Source organism: Saccharomonospora saliphila YIM 90502, assembly GCF_000383795.1.
Classification (GTDB): domain Bacteria; phylum Actinomycetota; class Actinomycetes; order Mycobacteriales; family Pseudonocardiaceae; genus Saccharomonospora; species Saccharomonospora saliphila.
In genome coordinates this window covers 305,643-327,110 of record NZ_KB912640.1, presented here as the reverse complement: position 1 = coordinate 327,110, position 21,468 = coordinate 305,643, and the positions used below count along the sequence as shown (strand labels likewise).

The following is a 21,468-nucleotide window of genomic DNA, read 5'->3' as shown; positions in this document are numbered from 1 at the left end:
GGCTACGACTACGACAGGTATCGCGATGCGCTGCGGCGGCGAGGGATCCGCCCGTTGATCAGCCGACGCGGCACCCGCGACAACGTCCAGGCAGCACGGTGGGTCGTCGAACAGACCCTGGCGCTGCTGCACCAGTTCCGCCGCCTGGCCACCCGGTGACAACGCCGCACCGACATCCACCACGGCCTCCTCACTCTCGCCACCAGCATCATCTGCTGGCGCCGACTCCCCAACCGAATACGTTAGGAGCTCTCAAGCACCAGTGAATCTTTCGCAGCGTCCCCGTGGACAGCGGTTTGCATACGTCCCGTCGGCACTTGTCGGTGCATTCGTGTTCGACTCTGGTGCGGTGTTCGACGAACGTGCGCCCGCCGCAGTGTGATCGGCAGGTCCGCAGCGTCCTGTAGAAAGCGTCGAAGGTCTCGCCGTCGAGCCCGCGCCAACGGTGTCCGGCCGATGAGCGGGCGAACGTGTGTGCGAACGACGCTCTCGTACCGCTCTCGGGTCGTCCGGTCGACGTTCAGCAGTTCGAGGTGGCGGTCCAAGAGCTGGTTCACCGTCGCGCTCGTGCGCGGGTTGCGGCGCTCGTTGATCTCGTTGATCAGGCGGATGCGGACCTTCTCCGCTTCGGCTTCGGCGTTCGGGCCTGCGGGCACCGTCTCGCGCAGGTAGTGCCTGCGACCGCTCAGCGGGTCGACTCCGGCATACACCTTCACCCGCAGAGCGCCGCTGCGGAGCGTCTCGATCTGACCTCGGTGGCGCTTCTGGTGCCGTCCCCCAGCGTTCGTCATGGTGCGAGAGTAAGGCGTTCGCACCACGCACGGCACCACGCGGACGGTCCCTGACCTGGCCTGCAATCCTCTGACCTGGGCGCCCCCGGCGAGGCTCGTACAGCATCTACAACAAACCGCTCGCGTCGTGAGCTGCGGGTTTCCGCCACCGTCGGGATCGCTCGGCGCCGCCGTCAGGGCGGTGATGCCGGATGAATCCCGAGAAGATCATCACGGGGTTGACCGCTGCGCAGGCCGACGGGCTGGCGTGCGTGGTCTGCGGACGTGACTACCTCCGCGCTTCAGGGGTCGTGTCGCTTCTGGTGGGTCGGTCGCTGACCGGTTCGCAGGTGTTCGCCTGCGAAGGCCGCTGCGGCGAGGTAGCCGGAGCCGACCCCACGATGGCCCGCCGCCGCGTAGGTGGTGATCGCCGATGAACACCACGCCAAACGCAGCACGGCCGGGGCGTGATCGTGCGCTATGGCTGCAATGCTCACTGGTCGGGGCGATAGCCGTCGGAGCCGCCTATGCCTCGTTTCGGCACGGACGCGAGTTCGCGTTGCGATTCGGCGCGGATGAGACCAGCGCGACGATCTGGCCGCTTCTGGTTGACGGGCTGCTGACGATGGCCACGGTCGAGCTGTGGAAGACCGGGCACGGTCGCCGCGACAGCGGCCGGTGGTCGGCCTGGGTGTCGTTCTTGTTCGGGGTCAGCCTGTCTCTGCTTGCCAATGTGACGGCCGCGCCCGAGCTGAGCGTGCCCGCCGTCGCGGTGGCCGCGTGCCCGCCGCTGGCCCTGCTGCTGTCGGTCGAACTATTGAACCGGGCGCTCAAGCGCCACCGCGCCGAGACCGGCACCGAGACCGACGAGACCGGCGAAACAAACAGCGAGACCGGCCAGCCGGTGCGTCTCGCGGTGGTCTCGAACAAGACTCGTTCGCCGGAGGAACCGACGGCAGAGCAGCGGATGTGGGCCTACTTCCAGACGGAACGAGCCAAGGGCCGCAAACCCACTGGCGCCGAACTGGACCGGATCGCGGGCACGAACAACTACGGCAGGAGGGTGTTGCGACGGTGGAAGTCGACGGGCGCGGTCGATACTCAAGCCCGTGAACGCGACCCGTCGACCCATCAGGTTGTTGGCCAGTCACACCGTGCACCAGTCGATCTACGTGCGCACGATCTGAACTGTGGGCTGGCAGTGGCTACCGGCGGGGCTCCGGAGCGATGATCTTGCTTCTACGCGTGCGGCTCGTCCGTCTCCCAGACGGCATCCGCTTCTCCGTCGACCGGTTCGGCACGGTCGCCTGCGAATTCACGCAACCGGCGACCGGCCCATTCAAGCGCGTTGGCCAGTACCACCATCTCGGCGTCGCCGCGCACGCGGATGGTGACCTGATCAGCATCGATCCGATGCGCGGTCCCGGTGTCGATCTCGATTCCGCAGTTGCCCTCGGAGTTCGTCAGCGTGATCTCTGTCCAACCCCCGTGCCCTGCGTCACCGCCCATCTCCCCAGTGGTGGTGACTGCGGCCTTGAGATGGCATGCATCCTCGAAGAGCGCTTCATCTCGATGGACTGTCATGTCACTGGGGTAATGGCGTGATCGTCTTTATGGTGATCGAGGGTTCGCCCTAGGATTTTGGCCCAGCGTAGAACGCCGTTCGTTCCCTGTGTGACGTACGGTCGTGGATCAGGTGACTGCCGTGAATGGGGCCGAAGTGGCGGACCGTAAGCTAGGTAACATGACAGAGCAGTTGACGGTGACGGTGGGACGGCGCGCCGCACGGGCGATCTTGATCGATGGCTACGGCCGATTGGTGCTGATCAAGCGCACGAAGCCTGGCCAAGAGCCCTACTGGACGGCGCCGGGCGGCGGTGTTGAGGACAGCGATAGCTCGATCGAGGCGGCCCTGTACCGCGAGCTGAGCGAGGAGCTGGGCGCCGAGGCGGCTGGGGCTTCACAGGTGTTCCTGTTCAGTTCGCCGTCGGATGCCGGGGTCGCGGTGCAGCACTTTTTCGTCGCGCGGCTGGCCACGCTCGATGAGTCCACTCGTAGCGGTCCGGAGTTCAGCGACCCGTCCCGAGGTGGCTATGACTTGGACCGAATCGACCTGCGCAGCGACGAGCTGACCTCGATCGACTTGAAGCCGACCGCGTTGAAGGAGTTCATCCTGGCCAACCGCGAAGCGCTGCTAGCCGAGGCGGCTACCGTCGGTTGATCTCAGTTCGCGCCCCATCGCAGATAGGTCGGTGTGGTACGGCCGGGTAATAGGTGCAGGTTGCCATGATCGATACCAAGGGTGTCCCGTAGAGCGGCGGTTTCGCCTGGCCACTTGGCGTGGGTGAGCTGGTCGAACGCCAGCACGCTTCCGCGTGTGAGGTGCGGCTGAATGGCCTTGAGCGTGTCGCGGGTGGGTTCGTAGAGATCGAGGTCGAAGTAGGCCAGGGCGATGATCGTGTGCGGATTCTGATCGAGGTAGCGGGGTAGGGTGTCGCGCACGTCGCCCTCAACGAGGAGCGTCCGGCGGATATGACCGAGGTGTTCGGCGTCCTCGTGGGTGCTGAGTACGTCGCGCAGGTGGTCGGGGTAGTCGGCGGGCACGGCGAACCTGCCGGTCACTGCGCTCGCGGCGGTGGCGTCGATCTTGGCCACGTCGGGGAAGCCGGTGAAGGTGTCGAAGCCGATGATCCGGCGGTGCGGATTGTAGGGCTCGTAGACACCTCGGAGCGCTGTCAGGGCGGCGACATGGCGTCCGCGATGTACACCGAACTCCATGATCACGCCAGGCACATCGATGATCATTCGGTACAGCGCATCCAGGGACAGGAGATCGGTGAGCGGCTGACGCCGCAGGTACAGCGCCAGGTTGTCGACCAGCTCTTCTGGCGGGATGGGGCTGTCGGCCAGCAGGTGTGCTAGCCGGTGGCGGACCGACCGCTCGTGTTCGGATTCATGCGGGAGTCGGTCACCGTGCTCATCGCTGCTGGTCATGGGGATTCTCCTCGGTCGGGTGCCCATAGCCCGGCGGGGGCGAGGCGGAATTCGCTGGCAAAGCTGAAGATGTCAGCGGGGTTGCGGTGACCGACGTGCAGGGCTGCGATGGCCCCGATGAGCAGCCGGTGGGATACGACCAGGGCAGGGCCGTGGCTGGCGGCAAGGTCGTGGGCGATGTGGGCGGCTTCGATCGCTCGTTCCGCGAATGCGCGGAGGCTTTCACCGCCGGGCAAAGCGCTGTCGGGGTCGTGGGCGCGTTGCTGGCGCCATGCGCGATAGGTGGGTGGGTACTGGGCGGCGGTGCGGCCGAGGACGCAGGCGGGTGCGCGCCACTCGGCGAAGGCATCAACCGGATGAACCACGGACGCACCAAGCGTCCTCGCGATGATTGAGGCGGTCTGTCGGGCTCGGCGCAGTGGGCTGGAGACCACCAGGGCCAGCGGCCAGTGATGGTCGTGGAGCTGGCGGGCGGTGAACTCGGCTTCGACCGTGCCACCGACGGTGAGGGGACTGTCAGGGCGGGCGTGGGCTCCGGGGCGGCACAGTCCATCATCGCAGGTGCCGTGGCGCATCCAGACGATGCGCCTGGGCGCGGAGCGCCTCGATGAGGGGTGGTGGTCGGACGGAGGGCGGGAGGTCATGTCATGCACCAGCCCCCGTCAACGGTCAGGCATTGGCCGGTGATGAAACCGGCGCCGGGAGAGGTCAGGAAGTCGACGGCGGTGGCGATGTCGTCCGGCTGTCCACGCCGTTTGATGCATTGCCGGTCGAGCTGTCGGGCGATCATCGCGTCGTGGTCTGTGACGACGGCGTGCTCGGCGGGTACTTCGATGGAACCGGCCCGGACGCAGTTGACCGTGATGCCGCGTGGCCCGAGTTCGCGGGCCAGCGCTCGAACGAGTCCTTCCAGTCCGCTCTTGGCAGCGATGTACCCGGCGAGGTCTACTCGGCCGAGCTGGGTGAGCACTGAGGATACGACGACGATACGTCCCTGGTCCTGCGCGGCGAGCGCAGGCGTAACGAGTTGGGCGCACGCGGCGTGGGTGGTCAGGTTGATCTCGACCTGTTGGCGGAACGTGGCAAGGTCCAGGTCGTTCCACGGGATGCGTGGGTAGGCGCCCGCGCTGGAGACGAGAACCGCGAGCCGCTCGGCGGCGTGGTCGGTCTCCAGCGCAAGAGCGTCGAGGGTTGCTTCCGAGGTGAGGTCACCGGTCACGGTCACAACCGTTGCCCCCGCTTGTTCGGCATGGATCACCACGCTGCGGAGGTCATCGTCACGGGTGAGGTGCGTCAGGATCAGGTCGTAGCGAGTTGCGAGGCGGGCAGCGATGGCAGCGCCGATGCCGGAACCCGCTCCGGTGACGATGGCGACAGGACGAGACACGTTAGCCGACCTCCGTTTCTGACGGCGTGAGAGCAAGGAAGCTCGCGAGCGTCGTCGCGGGATCGAGCGCTTCGGTCAGCAGCGCCAGGGACAGCGCGGTATCGCGTGGTTCGAGGTCGCCGAGGTGGTAGACGGCGAGCAGACGCATCACCAGGTAGGGACGTAGCCAGTCCATGAGGTCGTCGATGCTGATGTGGCTGGTCAGCGGGTGGACGATCTCACTGAGGTACCGGTGCAGGACATGCTGACGCGCAGGGCTGGGAACGTGCTCGTAGTCGATCACCAGCGATGCCCCGTCGTATTCAATGTGAACGATCGGTTCGGCGAGGCTGCCCGGGGCGAGCGCGGTCGGATGATCGTGAAAGGCCGTTGAGTTGTAGTGCGGAGTGAGCCAGGCGCCGTGCAGGCGCTGGTAGAGCAGGAAACAGGCGATTTCGCCGGGTAGGGCGTTGAGTCCGCCGGTGTCGTAGTCGAACCACACAGGTCCGCCCTGTGGTGACCAGCCGATGTTGACATCGGTGGGATCGCCTTGCGTCACCGCCGCCCATACGGGGTTGTTCCGGGCAAAGTGCACCCGTAACCAGGTCAGCACGTGGGCGAAGTCAAGTGCGTGTTCTCGGCCGTTGACGGTCAGTTGGGTCCGGGTGAGGTCGAATGGGCGTAGCTTTCGGCCGTCGCCTGTCGGGATCGGCCATGGTGCGTTGGCCGTGTAGTAGCGATCCAGCCTGCCGTCCGGGGCGGCGCGTTCGCCGTAGAGTTTGCCGACGGTCTCGCTGTTCGTCGTGTGGCGCAGGCTGCGTGCGATCACCTGCCGGTAGTGGCCGAAGACAGCCGACAGGCAGGCATCGAGACGCCCCGTGTCGCCGGTGTGATCGGCGTAGGCGATCTCGTCGAGGAGCAACCCGTGGTCTGGGCCGAGGTGGGGCCACCGGTCGTAGACCAGGACGCTCCACCGGCCGATGCGGCGGGCTCCGCGCAGTCGTGGCACCGGATAGAAGGGTCGTAGACGGGCGTGCCCAGACTTTTCGATGCGCGCTTCGTTGCGGTGCGGGTTGGCTTTGACGAAGAAGCGTTGTCCTGCCCAGTCGACATGCCAGGTGTGGTTGGCCGTGAAGCGCCGGTGGTGCCTGATCCGCAGCATTGGACTCACCACCAGCCCGTGACCTTGGCGGCGAACTCCGCGATCATCTCGGCCGGGATGCCGGTCAGATCCGCCGACGTCGACCACAGCGCGTCGTCGAGGCGGTCGCGCACCGGGCATCGATCCGCCGCTGCGAGCATCTGCGAGAACGGTGTGGCGATGGCGTGATGTCGATCCGAACCGGTGTTCCATTTGGCATGCGCATGACGGCCGTAGAGCCCGATGACCTGCGGCCCGGTGCCATCGGGCCGTTCGGTGAGGGCGGCCAGGTGCGTAAGCCCCGTGTCGTTGCCGATCACCACCTCGGCAGAGGCGAACACGTCGAGACAGTCCACCGCGTCTGGTCCGGTCAGGGTGTCCAGCTCAGGGTGCTGAGTAGGTGCGGCGTCCGTGCTGGTGATCAACGTGAACGACCAGGGTGCGGCTAACCGGTCCGCGAGAACTCTTGCCACGAGAGCGAAGCCCTCAGCCCCGTAGTCTTTCCGGGTCGGCCAACTGGTCGCCGAGACAAACACCACGTGAAACGGTCGTTCCCGCTCAGCTGAGGTGAAACCCGGTAGCGGCGCGTGGCGAGCGGGTAACCGGACGCCGAGGGTCTGTTCGGTCGCGAGGTAGTACCGCATTGGCAGCGCGGTGTGGGCTTCGACGTGTTCGTGGTCCAGAACATCAAGCCATGCTTGGGGTTTCTCGGGAATCGCGTGGAACGTCAGGCCATCATTATGTCCGTTTTGGACAATGTGGGGCGGGGTGTTGTGGCTGGTGCTCATCGGCAGACGGCAACGTTGCATCAGCCGTGGGCGCGGTCCTCGGTAGTGCAACTCGCCATCGTGGTCGGTGCCGTCGGAGAGGGCACGCGCTAGCGCGAGCGCGAGAATCATGTCGCCGAGTCCGCGATTGCCGAGGACGACCGACCAGCCTAAACGCCGCGTCGCTTCGGCTCCGCCGGTAGCATCGGGTCCTTCACCAGCGGCGCGCTGGTACGGCAAGCAGCGGCCCAATGGAGCGTGTTCGCGGCGCACGATGCGACGACCGCCGCGATGTTGGCTCATCGTGCCGGTCGTCCACGGATTCACAGGTGCGTCAGCGTGCACAGCGGCACCCCCAAGGATTGCAACGGCGGGCGGGCGCCGCCGGTGGTGTCTTCGATCAGGCATGCGATCCCAACCACCTCCGCGTCCGCTCCGCGCAGAACGTCGACAAGGTTGGCCAGCGTGCCGCCTGTGGTGATCTCGTCATCCACGATGAGCACCCGCGTTCTGGCGAGGTCTCCGTAGGTGAAGACCTCGGTCCGTCGGGCGTGGAGTTCGCTGAACTGGTGCTTGTCCGGAAGATCGAGATCGAGCTTCCATGCCAGGCGGTACGGCAATTCGCTGGCCAGCGCGACCGCGACTGTCGGCAGAATCCCGCCCGCGTCCAGGCCCAGGAGCAGATCGGGCATGGTGAAGGCGGAATGGCGACACCATGCCTGCCACAAGGCTTGGCCGGTACGCAGCAGCGTAGCCGGGTGAACCTCGCTGAGGATGCCGTCGAGTTCGTGCACGATCCGGACCTCGCGGGCGGTAGGCCCGACACCAAGGCGACGCACTCGGCGAGCGTCATATCCGGAACCGTCTGCGGCCGTGTGGACGCTGCGGGCTGTGGTCAGGTCTTCGGCAGTCATGCGCTGGTCCTCACGATGTGGTCGAGTCGATCGACATAGCTCAGCAATCGGTCGGTGGTCTCGATGAGTTGCCGACGTACAGCCGGGTCGTCAGGGCGGTGGATCAGGTCGTCGAGGCCAGGAGGCTCGCAGGCCGCGTCTGGGTGCAGATCACGGAAAGCCGCCAGCACGTCCTCGGCGTCATCGAAGTGGTAACCGTCAGCGCGCAAGAGGATCTTCGCCAGCAGCACCAGATGCTTGTGCACTGCCCGCACGTCGGTTTCGGAGTCCGCCAGCAGGCGCCGTGTGGTCATCAGGATCAGCCCGAGTTCCCCCCGACTGGTCCGATCTCCATGCGCATTGACCGGGACGGGAACCCGGTAGCCCGGCCGGTGGTAGAGCACCCCGACTCCCTGTGCGGCACGGCGCAGCGATTGCACCACACGCGGCGGTACCCGCAGGGCGTCGATGTCGCTCGTCGTGAAGACGCTGACGGCAGTCTTGATCCCGTCCGGGCGTGGGAATGTGTTCTGCGTGCGGCGGAGCCAGTCGGCGGGTGCGGTATCGCGGACGACCAGAAGGTCCAGATCACTCCAGCCGTCCCGCCAACTCGCCGTGCCGGTCGTGCCCGTGGCGAGGACAAGCGCAACCCGATCGTCAACGACGTGATCCCTGGCCTGCCGCAACCATTCGACTCGCGTGTCGGGATCACTGATATCGAGTGAGATCCGCCGTACGTCCACTATCGACACTAGCCGGTGAACAGCGAGCTTCAACGCGGCCAACGAACCCGTGTTGTCGATGACGTGATCGGCGATATCGACGATGCGATCCGCGCCACGTTCGTGCTTGGTCTCGTCACGGGCACGTAAGCGTGCTTCCGTTTCCGCAGCTCGGCTGGCCCGGACAGCCGGGTCGGCATCCACGTAGGCCACCTGGCAACGCTCGCCCCACACGCGCTGGAGGTGCGCTGTCGCCTCGAAACGGTGGGCGCTTTCGACACTGATCGTGCGGGCCTTGGTGGTCTCGGCGAACCGCAAGACTTCCTCGGTGAGCCGTTCGGCCTGCTCCGACTCTGACCAGGCATACGGGTCGGCCTCACCGGCGCGTAGGGCGGCCACGTCCAGCAGGTAGCCGATCTTCATGCGGGTGACCCCGTGCTCGTCGCGGAGCAGCTCGCCCACGCTGCTCTTGCCGCTCTCGGACATTCCCGCCAGCACCCAGAGCCGATCCAGCGCGGCGGCTGGCAACGCATGGGCGTTGACACCGAGTTCGGATAAACACTCCCGAATCCGCTGCTGGACATCGAGAATCGGATCATCACCGAGATCGAGCACCGCGTGGTAGTCACCGCGTTCGACCTGGAGAGATACGATCTCGGCGAGCGCGTGCTGATACGCCGCGTACCGCTGGCCTACTGGCTTCGCCTCGCGGCGGAGTGCTTCGTGCGCCTCGTGCGTGGGGTCCGGCGAGCGCCGCAACAGCACGTGCATTTCTGGGCGGTATTCGGCGGCTGGCAGATCGGCGGCGATGTGCTCGACCAGTTGGAGTGCTTTGGCCGGTGGCAGCCTGTCCTTGACCACAGCAGTGGCGGCGCAGGTCGCCAGCAGCATGGGCAAGCCCCGGTCCTCCAAGGCCAGCCGCCCGCTTCCTGTCCGGCGGGCGGCGTGGCTGTCCAGCACCAACTCGGCGTGCTCGGCGGTGCTGGAGGCGACGAACCACCAATGCGCGAAGTCACCCGAGGCGACCTGCTGCCAGCGGGAATCCCAGCGATCAACGGTTTTCACCAGGTGCGCACCGGGCAGACCTCGGGACAGCCAGGCCAGTTGGGTTGTTTTGCCGACGTTGTCGACGCCGTTGAGGGACACCGCGCTGGGTTCAACGCTGTTGCTCATCTGTGCTCCGATAGCTCTTCAGGGGTCGCCATGCCGGGAGTCGTCGGTGACCAGCGGCGACATCGCGGATCAGGTCGTCGTAGGCGTCGGCCAGCTCGGCGAGCTGGCGCAGCGCCAAGCGCGCTTTGTCGCGGGTCTCGCCCGTATCCGTCAGGTTGCTGGCGCGAACCCATGCGATCGCCAGGCGATCGATCACCGAGCCCAACGTTTCGGTGTGCAGCGAGGCCTCAACGCGGCTGTTAATCTGCTGGTCGGCCCACGTATCGATCCGCTGGACGAGGGCGACACGCTCGGCGTTGAGTTCGTCGATGAGCTGCTTGCAGGCGGCGATATCGTCCGCCGAGATCCCTGTTGCTCGGCTGGCGTTCTCGGCGTGCCATTGCCGCTGATGATGGATCGCGAGATCGCCCGCGATGTCCAGGACAACGTGACGAGGGTGATCGTGGGTGGTGATCTCGCGGAACGCTTCGATGATTGAGGCGGAGCGGGGTAAGAGGTCTCGAACCCGCTTTGTTACCTGGGCGTTCGTGGTCGGGTCGTCGGGGTCGGCCATGACCGCACCTCTCCTGTGTCGAGTTCGGTGTGCGTGGGAGCGCCTGCGCCGAGGGGGTCGGGGCGCGTCCTCGGCGCAGGCGCGGCTTGGGGTCACGCGGTGCCCGGTTCCGCGTTGGTGTGCGGGCGGCGCAGTGAGGCGACCAAGGCTCGTTGCACCTCGGTTGAGGTAGGAAGCGTCCAGCGGACGCTGGAGGGCGACACCCTCCAGCGGTAAGGGTGGCCTTCACGGGCACTGGGCGGGAGAGGCAGCCACGTCCCGCCGTCGTGCAACTGCGCGCGAGCAGGGTCGGCCAGCTCCGGCCGAAGCGGGCCGTCATCGCTACGCATGAAGAACAACCAGGAGCCGAAGGGGGTCGCGGCGACCGGCCCTGCTTCCTGCCCGGCGGCATGGGCGAGGGCACGCCTGCCGTGAACTGCGGGCACTTCGATGGCGCTGACTGAGGTTCCGCAGGCCAGCAGCACCGCGTACGGCCGCCGAGTCCACCAGTCCATCGCCCGGTCCGGATCGCGCGTGGCTGCCAGCGGCCACAGCTCGTCCACCGGCTCCAGCCCCACCGCGCCCGGCTTGCCCAGCCAGCCCGCGTGCTCCGCGAGCTGGTAGGTCCCTGGTAGAACCGGCCAGCCGCGCGCGGCGCAGTCGACAGCGGCCTGGCGAATCTCGGTCCACGCCAGTCCCGGCAGCCCCGGCAGGAGAGGCGCCATCGTCGGCTGCCGAACGGCATTGGTGCGATCGTTCATCGGCTATCGCCACCTCGGGTCAACATGGCGTTACTGTCTGCTGACGCTAGGAACGATCTACTCGCTGGGAACGCCGCCATCCGCATGGTCGCTATGCGCGACGCGCATATTCGGGCTCTCCAGAGCTAGCCTGGTTCCGGATCGAGACGACAACGATCATCATCGAAGGTGGAGATCATGAGCCACAGCGGCGCTCGATACTGCGCAGGGTGCGGTGCGCGCCTGGCTCGCGATAACGCAGCGTCACTGTGCTCACCCTGCGCTCATGGGGGTGAACAGGACCAAGCCCCACGGTTCGGGTCCGACTTCTGGCACAGCGACCAAATGCGGGACGCACTGGCCTCCCGCGACATGTGTGTGGTCGTACGCGCTTACCGCCGTCACCCCGCACACGGGCGCAAGCCTCTCCCGCAAAGCGATGTCGCCCGCTGGTTGAACCTCACCCAAGGTCAACTCAGCCGCATCGAGGCAGGGCGAAACCGGGTGCGTGATCTGGACAAGCTCGTTCACTATGCCCGGCGGCTGCGCATCCCAGCCGAGCTGCTGTGGTTCGACGTGGGCGAACCCGATCCTGAACCGCCGAAGGCGGACGGTGTTCTCCGGCTGCCTGGTGGCCCCGTGGTGCCCGCCGCAGCCGAGCGCACCGAGCCGGCGCTGGCGGGGTCGCTGTTGAGCACCCTTCACCAGTACGTAACCACGGACAACCTTGCTGGGCCGCACTCGCTGTTGCCCGTCGCCGCACAGCAGACGAGCTTCGCGGAACGACTGCTGACCGAAAGCCGCGGACGAAACCGCGGCGACCTGCTCTACGTCGCCGCACGGTTCGCCGAGTTCACCGGCTGGCTCCACCAGGATGCCGGTGATCTTCACGCCGCGATGCGCTGGTCGAACACTGCCCTTGACCTTGCGCAAGAGGCAGGCGATGCGCACCTGACCTCCTATATCCGGATGCGTAAAAGCAACATCGCCAGCGATGCGCGCAAGCCGGACCTGACCATTGCCTTCGCTCGGGCGGCCTTACAGAAGCCCGGCGGCTTGACCCCGAGTCTCAAGGCCGTAGCACTCCGTCAGGAAGCACACGGCTACGCGCTCGCCGGAAGCTACGACGATTGTTCCCGCGCACTGGATCACGCTTTCCAGCACGCCTCGGATGCCCCGGACGACGACGGGGACATCGCACGCTACTGCACCCCCAGCTACGTCGAGATGGAAGCGGCCCACTGCTGGGTCGAACTCGGTCAACCAGCCAAGGCCCTCGCAACCCTTCAGCAGGGACTCGCCGAGTGGCACTCAGACTTCCGACGCGACCTCGGCTTGTGCCTTGCGCGACTCGCCATCGCGCACGCCGGTACCGAACAACCCGACGAAGCTCTCACCGTGGCACAACATTCGCTCGCCATCGCCGCTGAGACACGATCAGCCCGGACCAAGCATCAGCTTCACCGGGCATCCGAACTGCTGGACACGGCAGGAGCGCACGACCACGCCCAACACCTGCGCCACACGCTGCGAACCACGCTGCGTTGACGCCCGTCCCATCAACAGCAAGGAGAACCGCGTGGATCTGCTCACCAGCGCCACCGCCGCCGACGAAGCCCGCCGCAACGCCCGCGTTGCCATCCTGCCGGTCGGCAGCTTCGAGCAGCATGGCGAACACCTCCCGCTCGCGACCGACACCGTGATCGCCTGCACCATCGCCGCGCGGATCGCCGAAACGTACGACCTGCTCCTACTGCCGCCCATCACCCTCTCGTGCTCCCACGAGCACGAAGGCTTGCCCGGCTATCCCGGCACGGTCAGCATCAGCGCCAGCACCCTGATCAACGTCATCGACGACATCCGCACGTCACTGGCACGATCGGGCATCACCAAGCTCGCCCTGGTCAACGGACACGGCGGCAACTACGTGCTCTCCAACATCGCCCAACAAGCCAACGTGGAAGATCGCAGAGTCCTCCTCTTTCCCGGCCGCGACGACTGGTCCGCCGCCCGCGCCCATGCCGGAGCCGTCACCACCAATCACGACGACATGCACGGCGGTGAGATGGAAACCTCGATCCTTCTGCACACCCACCCCGAGCTGGTTGGTGACACCTACGCTGACGCGGACCACGAAGCCAACAACCGGCCGCACCTGCTCGTCACCGGCATGAAGGGCTACACCATCAACGGCATCATCGGCCGCCCCTCCGAAGCCACAGCAGCCAAGGGCAGGGCCGCACTCGACAGCCTCGCCGCGTCCTTCGCCGACCACCTCAAGACCATCAACAGTTAGTAATACTCGCGGATGTAGCCTAAGGCGCGTTCGAAGACCTCGTTCTCGCGGATCTTGAACTTGACGTAGAGGGTCTTGCGCAGCGCTTGTTGAACCAACCGGTCTCCTTCGTGGGTATTTTGCCAGCCATCGAAGCGGACGGTGCGCAGGACTTGATCAACCTCGTTGACCACGTTTTCGACGATGATGGGGGTGTCGTCACCCTTCAGGGACTCAAAGAGCTCGGTGAGTGCGGCTTTACCGAGCTCTTCACGTGGTACCTCGGCGGCTTCTTTTTCCGCGGCAACGGTGTCCCGTGCCAGTTCGAAGAGCTCCTTGAGGAACTCTAGACTCGCCTGCTGGGCATGCGCGTACTTCTCACGCAGTGCGTTGAGACGTTTGCCGAGTTCGATGAAGATCGGGTTGCCAACGTGTTTCGCGATCCGGGCGGTAATCCATTTCTCGACCTCGACGGGGTCGATGTCTTTGCGTTTCCCAGACATCAGATCTTCGATGACCTGTGAGTCGAGGACGATGGTTTCCAGATCGGTCCGAGGCACTTCAACGGTCACATGCTCATTGATGAGCTCTAGCGTCTTAGCACCTAGGGTGTGCCAGACCAGCCGGCCAGTAACGTCGGACGGTCGAACGGATTCATAGACATCTGTCAGCCACCGGTAATCTGCTTCGTGGTCGCACAGGACCGGATCTGGACTGAGCGTCTCCCAGAGCTGAGATACGACACTGTAGGCTGCCGCGAACGAGTCTCTAGTCTCATCATCGGCGAGCGCACTCTGGGCTTGGACGAGTCCTTCGTACCCCCCGAGGGTGCGATCCACACCAGGGAAGTACGCGAGGGCAGCCTGGATCGCTGGCTCCAGTTGGCCACGAAGTACGGCGACGTTGCTGATGACTTGTTGAACGCTCTTGTCGTCGAACGCAAACGCCTTGGCAACGTCGTCGAAAATGCCGAGGTAGTCGACAATAAGACCGTGCGTTTTGTGGGGCGGGTACGGTCGGTTGGTACGCGTGATCGCCTGCAGGAGAGTATGTTCCTTCAGCGGCCTATCTAGGTACTGTGCGTACAGGATTGGTGCATCGAAGCCGGTGAGCAGCTTGGCCGTGACGATGATGATTTTGAGCGGGTCCGCCGGGTCGTTGAAACGTGCGCTGATCCGTTCTAGCTCGTCGCGGTCGGGCGTGTACTTCTCTTTCCACTCTTGCGGATCGCGCGCGTCGCGGCTCATGACGATGGTCGAGGCATCCGGTCCGAGCAGGTCGTCGAGTTCTTCTTTATATGCGACGCAAGTGGGTTTGTCGTAGACGACGACCTGTGCCTTAAGTCCCTGCGGATCGACCTTGGTCATGAAGTGGTCAGCGATGTCACCGGCGATCTTGCTGATCCGCTCCGGGGTCTTGAGTAGCGCCTCGATCGAGGCGGCTCTCGTGGATAGGGCGATCTTGTCGTCGTCGGTGAGCTGGTGTTGCCGGGCTAGCTCCTCGAACGCGGCGTTGATCGCGTCCTCATCGAGGTGAATGTCAGACAGGCGCGGTTCGAAGTGCAGTGGCAGTGTTGCACCATCACGGATCGAATCTTGGAAGGCATAGCGGGACAAGTAGCCGCTCTCATCTTCCTCGGAGCCGAACCAGACGAACGTGTTGCGGTCACGACGGTTGATCGGGGTACCGGTCAAGCCGAAGAGGAACGCGTTCGGGAGCGCCTCGCGCATCCTACGCCCGAAATCGCCCTCTTGTGACCGGTGTGCCTCATCGACCATCAGGATGATGTTGCTGCGATCGTCGAGTAGCCCAGATGCCTCACCGAACTTGTGCACCGTCGTGATGATCACCTTGCGGACGCCCGCCACTAGGAGTTCCTGGAGCTCCTTGCGACTGTCGGTAGAGACCAGGTTCGGTACATCAGAGGCGTTGAACGTCGCAGTGATCTGGGTGTCCAAATCGATGCGGTCCACCACGATGAGTACGGTTGGGTTGGTCAGTCCAGCAGAGGCCCGCAACTTTTGCGCGGTAAACACCATCAGTAGAGACTTGCCTGACCCCTGGAAGTGCCAGATCAGACCCTGCTTGATCCTGCCGTGCAGGACCCGTTCAACGATGAGGTTGGTGGCCTGAAACTGTTGGAATCGGGCGACAATCTTGATCTTGCGATGGTTCTTGTCTGTAGCGAACAAGGTGAAGAACCGCAGAAATTCCAACACCGCTGACGGCGTCAGTACGCCCTCGACGGCTTGTTTAACCGCAGCCAGGCCGACCGGTGCAGGTGCAGACTCGCCGTCCTCTTCACGCCACGGTCCCCACAGGTCGACCGGCATCCCCAACGAGCCGTAGCGGAAGTCCTTACCTTCGGTGGCGAAACTCAGAACGTTCGGCACGAAGAAACTGGGGACGTTGACCTCATAATCCTCGTTAATCTGCGCCGCCGCGTCGACCCACGAGTACGCCGGCCTTACCGGAGACTTCGCTTCGCCCACCACGAGCGGAAAACCGTTGCACCACAGCACCACATCGAACCGACGCTCCACCCGGCCGATGCCATAGGTGACCTCGGTGGAGACGATCCAGTGGTTTGCGCTCGCGGCGGGGTTCTCGAAATCGATCAACCGTACCGTGGTGTGCGCCCCATCCGGGCCGAACGGCATCGACTTCTGCCCGGTCAACCAATTGGCGAACTCCTCGTTCGCCACCACCGGACGCGGCGACTGCCTCGCGGACAGAATAATGGACCGCAGCTGGTAGATCACTTCATCGGCGCGCTGCGGTGCCTCCTCGATCTCGGGGTTCAGCCGGATCAAAGCGTCCTTGACCTGCGTCTCCAGCAGCACCTCATCGGCCCGCCGCGGCAACTCGCTGCCCTGAACGAACTGGACGTCGATGGAAGCGAGCAGATCGCGTACGAAGTCGCGAACACTGTTAGCCTCGTTAAAAGTCATCCGGAGCCTCCGAAGACCTGAGTTGATACTGCCGTACGGAGGGCAGCAACCGACTTAGATTCAGATGACGCCGCAGCAACTGCCTCGCCTATGGTAGAGATATCATGGAGGAACCGAGCTTGTTCCTCGATGCTCGGAAGTCCAACCTTCATCGCAGACGCCCCCTTGGTGCCGATATGGTGGATGTTTGTACCGGAGGAAGCGCGGCGAAATTCCCCAGTCTCGAAGGCCCATCGGCACCACTGCTCAACGAAACCCGGCAGGGTCACGTCAGGCACGGCTCGGTAGCGCAAGAGCGTGTTCTGGAAACAGACGACCTGATCGAGTTCGCCTCTCCAAACCGCAGGCATTCCGACCGATTTTGCGCTCGCGCTGCCCTCCGAGACAAGCACATCACCACTTTTCAGGGCGAACTTTTCTTGTTCCTCTGGCGAGAAGTTCATCCTCTTCATGTTATCGAGGTCTATGCCGTCGGGTGTCACGTTTGCCGACCGCATATAGGGAACCATATGGTCGCCTGACTGATTCCTTGGAGACCGTTGGCGCCCGATAGTTATATCGAAAGCATCTGGCGCAGGAACGGTATTCCGCTCCTTCTCGAACAAATTCGACCTGAGTCGAGCTTGAATTAGCTCCGCGGATTCGACGGAGAAACGAACGGATCGCTCGTGGCGCTCGATCGCCCAAAGCAGGTCCGAGAGTCGTTTCTGTTCGTCGAGGGGCGGAAGGTCGAATTCGTAGCGTTGCATCGGTCCCCAGAGGAGACGCGGGTTCATGGAGCCCGTCGCTTCTGCGGTTGCGTATTCGACGAATCGGTCGGAAGAGAGAATGAAGGGGAGAAACTCTTGCAGTAGACCGTTCTCTGCGACGGCGTCGAGGACGTAGGTCTTGTCGGCCACGACCCCTTCGAAGTCGGGCACGCCGACTTTTCGGAGATAAGGTCGAGCCGAAACGAAAAGAACCTGCCCGGGGCTGAAGACGTATCGGAATGTAGAGCCCATCTGCCCATCATCGACGTCCCCCCACCGCTCGATCGTGACACTATCGCCGTCGATGTGCCCGCCTGCTACATACCGTTCGACACTGCCGCTGGCAGGGTCTACCTGTACCCGCGAGCGACGGATCACATCTCCCAACCGAACTCGTTTCCAGTCGGTCTTCGCGAGGTCGAGGTTCATTGCGTCACCCGCAACCTGAGCTGATTGAGCGCACTTTCAACGGCGGTGTCTGCCCGGGCGGAGGAGTCGCGCCACGACTCGACAGCGTTTTCGATGTCATTGACGCCGGCGGCCGCTCGTCCACTGCTCGGCGACTTTACATATAGAGGAATAGCGAGGCTCCACGTCTTTTCAACGATTTGCTCGTGAGTGACGACGGCAGCGAAGCCCTCATCGTCGGCGAAATTGTCATATGCCGCGAGGATCTTTTGTTGGTGCTGCTCCCGCAGAAATGACTGTGCTTGTTCCCGAGCGAACTCGTTGACTGCGTTGATGAACAAAACTCGGCCGCGGCGGTTCCGTGGTTTACGAGCCCGAAGCACGAGGACGATCGCCTCCATTGATGAGTTGTAGAACAGGCCAGGAGCAAGGCCGATGACTGCCTCAACGAGGTCTGACTCGACCATCGCTCGCCGCACCGAGGCTTCTGAAACGCGTGTCAACACCCCGTGGGGCAGGAGGATCGCCGCTCGACCAGAATTGGGATCAAGGCTCTGTGCAATGTGCTGAATGAAGGCGTAGTCAGCAGCGTTCTGGGGTGGGACTCCCCAGGTATTGCGGCCGTAGGGGTCCTTAGAGCCCCTAACACATTGATGATCTTGGTTTGAGATGGTCTTGGTGTGGGTGCGCCGTGGGTGGTGTCGGATGAGTTGTGGTCGCGGGTCGAGCCGGTGTTGCCGGTGCGTCCGGCGGGCAGGACGGGGCCGAAGCCGTTGCCGGATCGGCAGGTGTTGCAGGGCATCTTGTTCGTGCTCTACACCGGGATCGGGTGGGAGGACCTGCCGCAGGAGCTGGGCTTCGGCTCGGGCATGACGTGTTGGCGGCGGTTGCGGGACTGGCAGGAGGCGGGGGTGTTCGACCGGTTGCACGAGGTGTTGCTGGCGGAGCTGAACGCGGCCGCGGCCATCGACTGGTCCCGGGCGTGTGTGGATGCTTCGCACGTGCGCGCGAAAAGGGGGGCCGGACACGGGGCCGAGCCCGGTCGACCGGGCCAAGACCGGCTCGAAGCACCATGTGATCTGCGACGGCGGGGGCATCCCCCTCGCGGTGCGGCTCACCGGCGGCAACCGCAACGACATCACTCAGCTTCTGCCGCTGGTCGGGGCCATCCCGACCGGTACGGGGACGGCGAGGCAGGCCCCGCCGCAAACCCTGACGTGCTCGTGGCTGACCGAGGCTACGACTACGACACCTACCGCGATGCGCTGCGGCGGCGAGGGATCCGCCCGTTGATCAGCCGACGCGGCACCCGCGACAACGTCCAGGCAGCACGGTGGGTCGTCGAACAGACCCTGGCGCTGCTGCACCAGTTCCGCCGCCTGGCCACCCGGTGGGAACGCCGCACCGACATCCACCACGGCCTCCTCACCCTCGCCACCAGCATCATCTGCTGGCGCCGACTCCCCAACCGAATACGTTAGGAGCTCTTAGTGAAGGCGGATCGGTTCCAGTTTCGGATGGAGTAGGGTGGATTGGCCAGAACCACGTCAAACGTACGGAGCCGGCTGCGGCGGTCCAGAAATGCGGGTTTGGTGAGCGTGTCGCCATGGGTAATGTGTCCGTCGGCGATGCCGTGCAGGAACAGGTTCATCCGGGCGATAGCGGAGGTTCCGTAGTTTAGTTCCTGGCCGTACAGTCCGAGATTGCGCCACTCCTTACCTTGGCGGCGTAGCTCGGCGGCGGTGGAGATGAGCATACCGCCGGTACCACAGGTTGGGTCGTAGACGCTCTCGCCGGGTTCAGGCCGGAGCATCATTGTCATAAGGTGCACCAAGGTACGGTTGGTGTAGAACTCCTGCGCTGTGTGTCCAGAGTCATCGGCGAACTTCTTGATTAGGAATTCGTAGCCCTGGCCAAGTTCGTCTTCCGGAAGATTTGCGACCGAGAGGGTTTTGGTGGAGAAGTGCTCGATTAGGTCTCTGAGCGTGGCGTCGGGCAGAAGGCTCTTGTTGCCCCAATCGCCGTCGCCGAATACCCCGAGCAGCGTGTCTGGATTCGCCTTCTCGATCGTTCGCATCGCATTGAGAATCGTGGCTCCGACATTTTGGGTCACCGCGCGAATATCATTCCAATGCGCGCCGTCGGGAATGGCGAATCGATGGTTCTCCGGCAGATCGGCGAGATTCTCGTCGCCGTATACCTGCAACGCTGCTGCATGTTCCTCGTCGTAGACATCGGACAGGCGTTTAAGGAATACTAGCGGGAAGATGAACTGCTTGTAGTCCCCGGCGTCGATCAATCCGCGCAGCAGCACCGCTGCACCCCAGAGATACGACTCCAACTCGCGCTGAGTGATGCGGTCCGTCGCACTCACGCGGACAACCCCCACTTCGTCAGTTCAGTTTCCAATGCTGCGCGGGTTTCGCGGATGGCGGTATGCGCGACTTCGAGATCGGCCAAGGCTTGCTCCAACGTGACCTGCTGATCGTTGTCGGCGGGCTCGACATACTGGGGGATGCTGAGGTTGTAGCCGTTGTCGGCAATTTCGTCGAGTGACGCGACGGCGGTCAGCCCGGGCTCGTCGGTGAACGCGTGGTATGCCTTCAGTAGAGTCTCGGCATGCTCAGGTTCAAGGGTGTTCTGGTTGCGGCCCCGCTTGAATAGTTTCTCACCGTTGATGAACAGCACCTTGTTCTTGCGTTCCGCGGGTTTCCGCTTGCGCAGGATGAGCACGCACGCCGCGAGACCAGTGCCATAGAACAAGTTTGATGCCAGACCTATCACCGCTTCGACGAGGTCGGCCTTAAGTACGTGCTCCCGGATACGGGCCTCCGCGCCTTGGCGAAACAATGCTCCCTGAGGCAGGACTACCGCTACACGCCCCGTCCTGGGCGATGCCGAGCTCAGCATGTGTTGCACCCATGCCCAGTCGGCGTATCCCTTTGGCGGCACACCGCCGAGCTCGTGGCGCCCCCACCGATCCGACTCCCATGCCTCCTCACCCCACTTTTTGAGTGAAAAGGGCGGATTGGCGATTACACAGTCAAAACGGGCCAATCGTGGGCCGTCGAAGAACGCCGGCATGCGCAGTGTGTCATCGCGGACGATCTGAAAGTCTTCGATGCCATGCAGCAACAGGTTCATCCGCGCCATCGCGGACGTCGCTAGCACCTTTTCCTGGCCGTAAAGCTGACCCCACAATGTCTTCGGGTCACCCCCGGCCGCCTTGACGTGCTCGATGACCTCGATCAGCATGCCGCCGGTGCCGCACGCCGGATCGTAGACGGTTTCACCCTCCTGCGGATCCAGGATGTTGACCAGCAGAGAGACCACCGGACGCGGGGTGTAGTACTCGCCAGCCTTCTTGTTCGCCTGATCGGCGAAGCGCTTGATCAGGTACTCATATGCTTGACCGAACACGTCCGGGGAGACCGAGGCGTTGGACAGATCCTTGGCCGAGAAGTGCTCGATAAGATCCCGCAGCTTCGCGTCCGGCAGCTTATCCTTGTTGGTCCATGCGGCATTGCCGAAGATACCGTAGAGCACTGCAGGGTTGGCCTTCTCGATCTCCCGGAACGCTGTCACCAGGGCCTGCCCAACGTTCTCGGTCCGAGCCCGAACGTCCTCCCAGAGGCTGCCCTGCGGGATGCGGAAGCGGTGGTTCTCGGCGAACGAAGCGTACTCGTGGTCACCGTCTGACTCTGCGAGAGCGGCGTTATACTCCTCGACGTAAACGTCGCTGATCCGCTTGAAGAACATCAGCGGAAAGATGTACGCCTTGAAGTCCGCCTGATCGATGCTACCGCGCAGTAGGTCCGCGGCTCTAGCCAGATACTGCTCCAGCTCGGCAAGAGTCAGCGGCAAGGGCAGCGCCGAGCTCTCATCCGTTCCATCACCACGAACTGCCACGTTGCTCTACTCCTACTCGTACGAGTGGCGAAGCTCACCGTGTTGAGCCTCGCCTACGGCAACATACGCCGTGTCTCA

The 21,468-nt window shown here is 64.0% G+C and carries 21 protein-coding genes; 5 read left to right on the top strand and 16 right to left on the bottom strand.

Annotated elements, in window-relative coordinates; translation table 11 throughout:
* Positions 1 to 242: 242 nt before the first annotated feature.
* The gene (locus tag SACSA_RS25820) at positions 243 to 791 is read right to left on the bottom strand and encodes a hypothetical protein (protein WP_198008964.1); all 549 of its coding nucleotides are present in this window, start codon (positions 789 to 791) and stop codon (positions 243 to 245) included.
* Between the two features lie 412 nt (positions 792 to 1,203).
* Here SACSA_RS25820 and SACSA_RS21845 point away from each other — a divergent pair, with 412 nt between their 5' ends.
* Positions 1,204 to 2,001: a DUF2637 domain-containing protein gene (locus SACSA_RS21845; RefSeq protein WP_083940175.1), complete on the top strand. Its 798-nt coding sequence runs from the start codon at positions 1,204 to 1,206 to the stop codon at positions 1,999 to 2,001.
* Positions 2,002 to 2,009: 8 nt separating this feature from the next.
* Here the strand turns inward: SACSA_RS21845 and SACSA_RS0106625 are convergent, their stop codons facing one another.
* On the bottom strand, positions 2,010 to 2,354 hold the full coding sequence (locus tag SACSA_RS0106625) for a hypothetical protein (protein WP_157596654.1): 345 nt from the start codon (positions 2,352 to 2,354) through the stop codon (positions 2,010 to 2,012).
* 160 nt (positions 2,355 to 2,514) lie between these two features.
* Between SACSA_RS0106625 and SACSA_RS0106620 the strand changes: the two genes are divergently transcribed.
* Complete coding sequence (locus tag SACSA_RS0106620; RefSeq protein ID WP_019814412.1) at positions 2,515 to 2,991, top strand: NUDIX hydrolase; 477 nt, start codon at positions 2,515 to 2,517, stop codon at positions 2,989 to 2,991.
* Positions 2,992 to 2,993: 2 nt separating this feature from the next.
* Here the strand turns inward: SACSA_RS0106620 and SACSA_RS0106615 are convergent, their stop codons facing one another.
* The 9 genes from SACSA_RS0106615 to SACSA_RS0106580 all read right to left on the bottom strand — a co-directional run bounded on the left by SACSA_RS0106615 (position 2,994) and on the right by SACSA_RS0106580 (position 11,119).
* Positions 2,994 to 3,764 carry a TylF/MycF/NovP-related O-methyltransferase gene (locus SACSA_RS0106615; protein WP_019814410.1) on the bottom strand — a complete coding sequence of 257 codons (771 nt, stop codon included), beginning with the start codon at positions 3,762 to 3,764 and terminating at the stop codon, positions 2,994 to 2,996.
* Entirely contained in the window at positions 3,761 to 4,339 is a 579-nt protein-coding gene (locus SACSA_RS24460; protein WP_198008963.1) for a histidine phosphatase family protein, read from the bottom strand. The genes SACSA_RS0106615 and SACSA_RS24460 overlap by 4 nt, the downstream gene beginning before the upstream one ends.
* Positions 4,340 to 4,404: 65 nt before the next feature.
* On the bottom strand, positions 4,405 to 5,187 hold the full coding sequence (locus SACSA_RS0106610; protein WP_232212852.1) for an SDR family NAD(P)-dependent oxidoreductase: 783 nt from the start codon (positions 5,185 to 5,187) through the stop codon (positions 4,405 to 4,407).
* Entirely contained in the window at positions 5,153 to 6,292 is a 1,140-nt protein-coding gene (locus SACSA_RS0106605) for a hypothetical protein (RefSeq protein WP_019814406.1), read from the bottom strand. The genes SACSA_RS0106610 and SACSA_RS0106605 overlap by 35 nt, the downstream gene beginning before the upstream one ends.
* Before the next feature lie 5 nt (positions 6,293 to 6,297).
* Complete coding sequence (locus SACSA_RS0106600; protein ID WP_232212851.1) at positions 6,298 to 7,365, bottom strand: glycosyltransferase family 9 protein; 1,068 nt, start codon at positions 7,363 to 7,365, stop codon at positions 6,298 to 6,300.
* Positions 7,362 to 7,952, bottom strand: coding sequence for a phosphoribosyltransferase (locus tag SACSA_RS0106595; RefSeq protein ID WP_048876474.1), 591 nt, complete (start codon positions 7,950 to 7,952; stop codon positions 7,362 to 7,364). The genes SACSA_RS0106600 and SACSA_RS0106595 overlap by 4 nt, the downstream gene beginning before the upstream one ends.
* The gene (locus tag SACSA_RS0106590) at positions 7,949 to 9,826 is read right to left on the bottom strand and encodes a hypothetical protein (RefSeq protein ID WP_083940173.1); all 1,878 of its coding nucleotides are present in this window, start codon (positions 9,824 to 9,826) and stop codon (positions 7,949 to 7,951) included. The genes SACSA_RS0106595 and SACSA_RS0106590 overlap by 4 nt, the downstream gene beginning before the upstream one ends.
* Entirely contained in the window at positions 9,810 to 10,379 is a 570-nt protein-coding gene (locus SACSA_RS0106585) for a DUF4254 domain-containing protein (RefSeq protein ID WP_019814398.1), read from the bottom strand. Before SACSA_RS0106585 ends, SACSA_RS0106590 begins: the two co-directional genes overlap by 17 nt.
* A 92-nt stretch (positions 10,380 to 10,471) precedes the next feature.
* Positions 10,472 to 11,119, bottom strand: coding sequence for a bifunctional DNA primase/polymerase (locus SACSA_RS0106580; protein WP_019814396.1), 648 nt, complete (start codon positions 11,117 to 11,119; stop codon positions 10,472 to 10,474).
* Positions 11,120 to 11,443: 324 nt separating this feature from the next.
* Between SACSA_RS0106580 and SACSA_RS26660 the strand changes: the two genes are divergently transcribed.
* Positions 11,444 to 12,646, top strand: coding sequence for a helix-turn-helix domain-containing protein (locus SACSA_RS26660; RefSeq protein WP_157596650.1), 1,203 nt, complete (start codon positions 11,444 to 11,446; stop codon positions 12,644 to 12,646).
* 31 nt (positions 12,647 to 12,677) lie between these two features.
* The gene (locus SACSA_RS26655; protein ID WP_019814394.1) at positions 12,678 to 13,394 is read left to right on the top strand and encodes a creatininase family protein; all 717 of its coding nucleotides are present in this window, start codon (positions 12,678 to 12,680) and stop codon (positions 13,392 to 13,394) included.
* Here SACSA_RS26655 and SACSA_RS0106565 read toward each other — a convergent pair.
* From SACSA_RS0106565 to SACSA_RS24455, 3 genes are read right to left on the bottom strand one after another with little or no spacing between them, the layout of a single operon-like run.
* On the bottom strand, positions 13,391 to 16,324 hold the full coding sequence (locus tag SACSA_RS0106565; protein ID WP_019814393.1) for a type I restriction endonuclease subunit R: 2,934 nt from the start codon (positions 16,322 to 16,324) through the stop codon (positions 13,391 to 13,393). The genes SACSA_RS26655 and SACSA_RS0106565 overlap by 4 nt on opposite strands.
* Complete coding sequence (locus tag SACSA_RS25125) at positions 16,321 to 17,502, bottom strand: restriction endonuclease subunit S domain-containing protein (RefSeq protein ID WP_157596648.1); 1,182 nt, start codon at positions 17,500 to 17,502, stop codon at positions 16,321 to 16,323. Before SACSA_RS25125 ends, SACSA_RS0106565 begins: the two co-directional genes overlap by 4 nt.
* Positions 17,499 to 18,152: an N-6 DNA methylase gene (locus SACSA_RS24455; RefSeq protein WP_269634783.1), complete on the bottom strand. Its 654-nt coding sequence runs from the start codon at positions 18,150 to 18,152 to the stop codon at positions 17,499 to 17,501. Before SACSA_RS24455 ends, SACSA_RS25125 begins: the two co-directional genes overlap by 4 nt.
* A 27-nt stretch (positions 18,153 to 18,179) precedes the next feature.
* On the opposite strand from SACSA_RS24455, the gene SACSA_RS0106555 reads away from it, so the two are divergent.
* The gene (locus SACSA_RS0106555) at positions 18,180 to 18,962 is read left to right on the top strand and encodes an IS5 family transposase (protein ID WP_332253267.1); all 783 of its coding nucleotides are present in this window, start codon (positions 18,180 to 18,182) and stop codon (positions 18,960 to 18,962) included.
* Here SACSA_RS0106555 and SACSA_RS21840 read toward each other — a convergent pair.
* On the bottom strand, positions 18,959 to 19,855 hold the full coding sequence (locus SACSA_RS21840; RefSeq protein WP_048876517.1) for a class I SAM-dependent DNA methyltransferase: 897 nt from the start codon (positions 19,853 to 19,855) through the stop codon (positions 18,959 to 18,961). The two genes, SACSA_RS0106555 and SACSA_RS21840, sit on opposite strands and share 4 nt — an antisense overlap.
* Positions 19,852 to 21,390: a class I SAM-dependent DNA methyltransferase gene (locus SACSA_RS0106545; protein ID WP_157596646.1), complete on the bottom strand. Its 1,539-nt coding sequence runs from the start codon at positions 21,388 to 21,390 to the stop codon at positions 19,852 to 19,854. The genes SACSA_RS21840 and SACSA_RS0106545 overlap by 4 nt, the downstream gene beginning before the upstream one ends.
* Positions 21,391 to 21,468: the final 78 nt, after the last annotated feature.

Excerpts from the sequence above, each read along its gene's own strand:
- SACSA_RS0106595 (WP_048876474.1), bottom strand. The coding sequence starts at position 7,952 with ATGACTGCCGAAGACCTGACCACAGCCCGCAGCGTCCACACGGCCGCA.
- SACSA_RS24460 (WP_198008963.1), bottom strand. The coding sequence starts at position 4,339 with ATGCGCCACGGCACCTGCGATGATGGACTGTGCCGCCCCGGAGCCCAC.
- SACSA_RS0106580 (WP_019814396.1), bottom strand. The coding sequence starts at position 11,119 with ATGAACGATCGCACCAATGCCGTTCGGCAGCCGACGATGGCGCCTCTC.
- SACSA_RS0106590 (WP_083940173.1), bottom strand. The coding sequence starts at position 9,826 with ATGAGCAACAGCGTTGAACCCAGCGCGGTGTCCCTCAACGGCGTCGAC.
- SACSA_RS25820 (WP_198008964.1), bottom strand. The coding sequence starts at position 791 with ATGACGAACGCTGGGGGACGGCACCAGAAGCGCCACCGAGGTCAGATC.
- SACSA_RS0106625 (WP_157596654.1), bottom strand. The coding sequence starts at position 2,354 with ATGACAGTCCATCGAGATGAAGCGCTCTTCGAGGATGCATGCCATCTC.
- SACSA_RS25125 (WP_157596648.1), bottom strand. The coding sequence starts at position 17,502 with ATGAACCTCGACCTCGCGAAGACCGACTGGAAACGAGTTCGGTTGGGA.
- SACSA_RS26660 (WP_157596650.1), top strand. The coding sequence starts at position 11,444 with ATGCGGGACGCACTGGCCTCCCGCGACATGTGTGTGGTCGTACGCGCT.
- SACSA_RS0106585 (WP_019814398.1), bottom strand. The coding sequence starts at position 10,379 with ATGGCCGACCCCGACGACCCGACCACGAACGCCCAGGTAACAAAGCGG.
- SACSA_RS0106620 (WP_019814412.1), top strand. The coding sequence starts at position 2,515 with ATGACAGAGCAGTTGACGGTGACGGTGGGACGGCGCGCCGCACGGGCG.
- SACSA_RS0106605 (WP_019814406.1), bottom strand. The coding sequence starts at position 6,292 with ATGCTGCGGATCAGGCACCACCGGCGCTTCACGGCCAACCACACCTGG.
- SACSA_RS0106565 (WP_019814393.1), bottom strand. The coding sequence starts at position 16,324 with ATGACTTTTAACGAGGCTAACAGTGTTCGCGACTTCGTACGCGATCTG.
- SACSA_RS21845 (WP_083940175.1), top strand. The coding sequence starts at position 1,204 with ATGAACACCACGCCAAACGCAGCACGGCCGGGGCGTGATCGTGCGCTA.
- SACSA_RS0106615 (WP_019814410.1), bottom strand. The coding sequence starts at position 3,764 with ATGACCAGCAGCGATGAGCACGGTGACCGACTCCCGCATGAATCCGAA.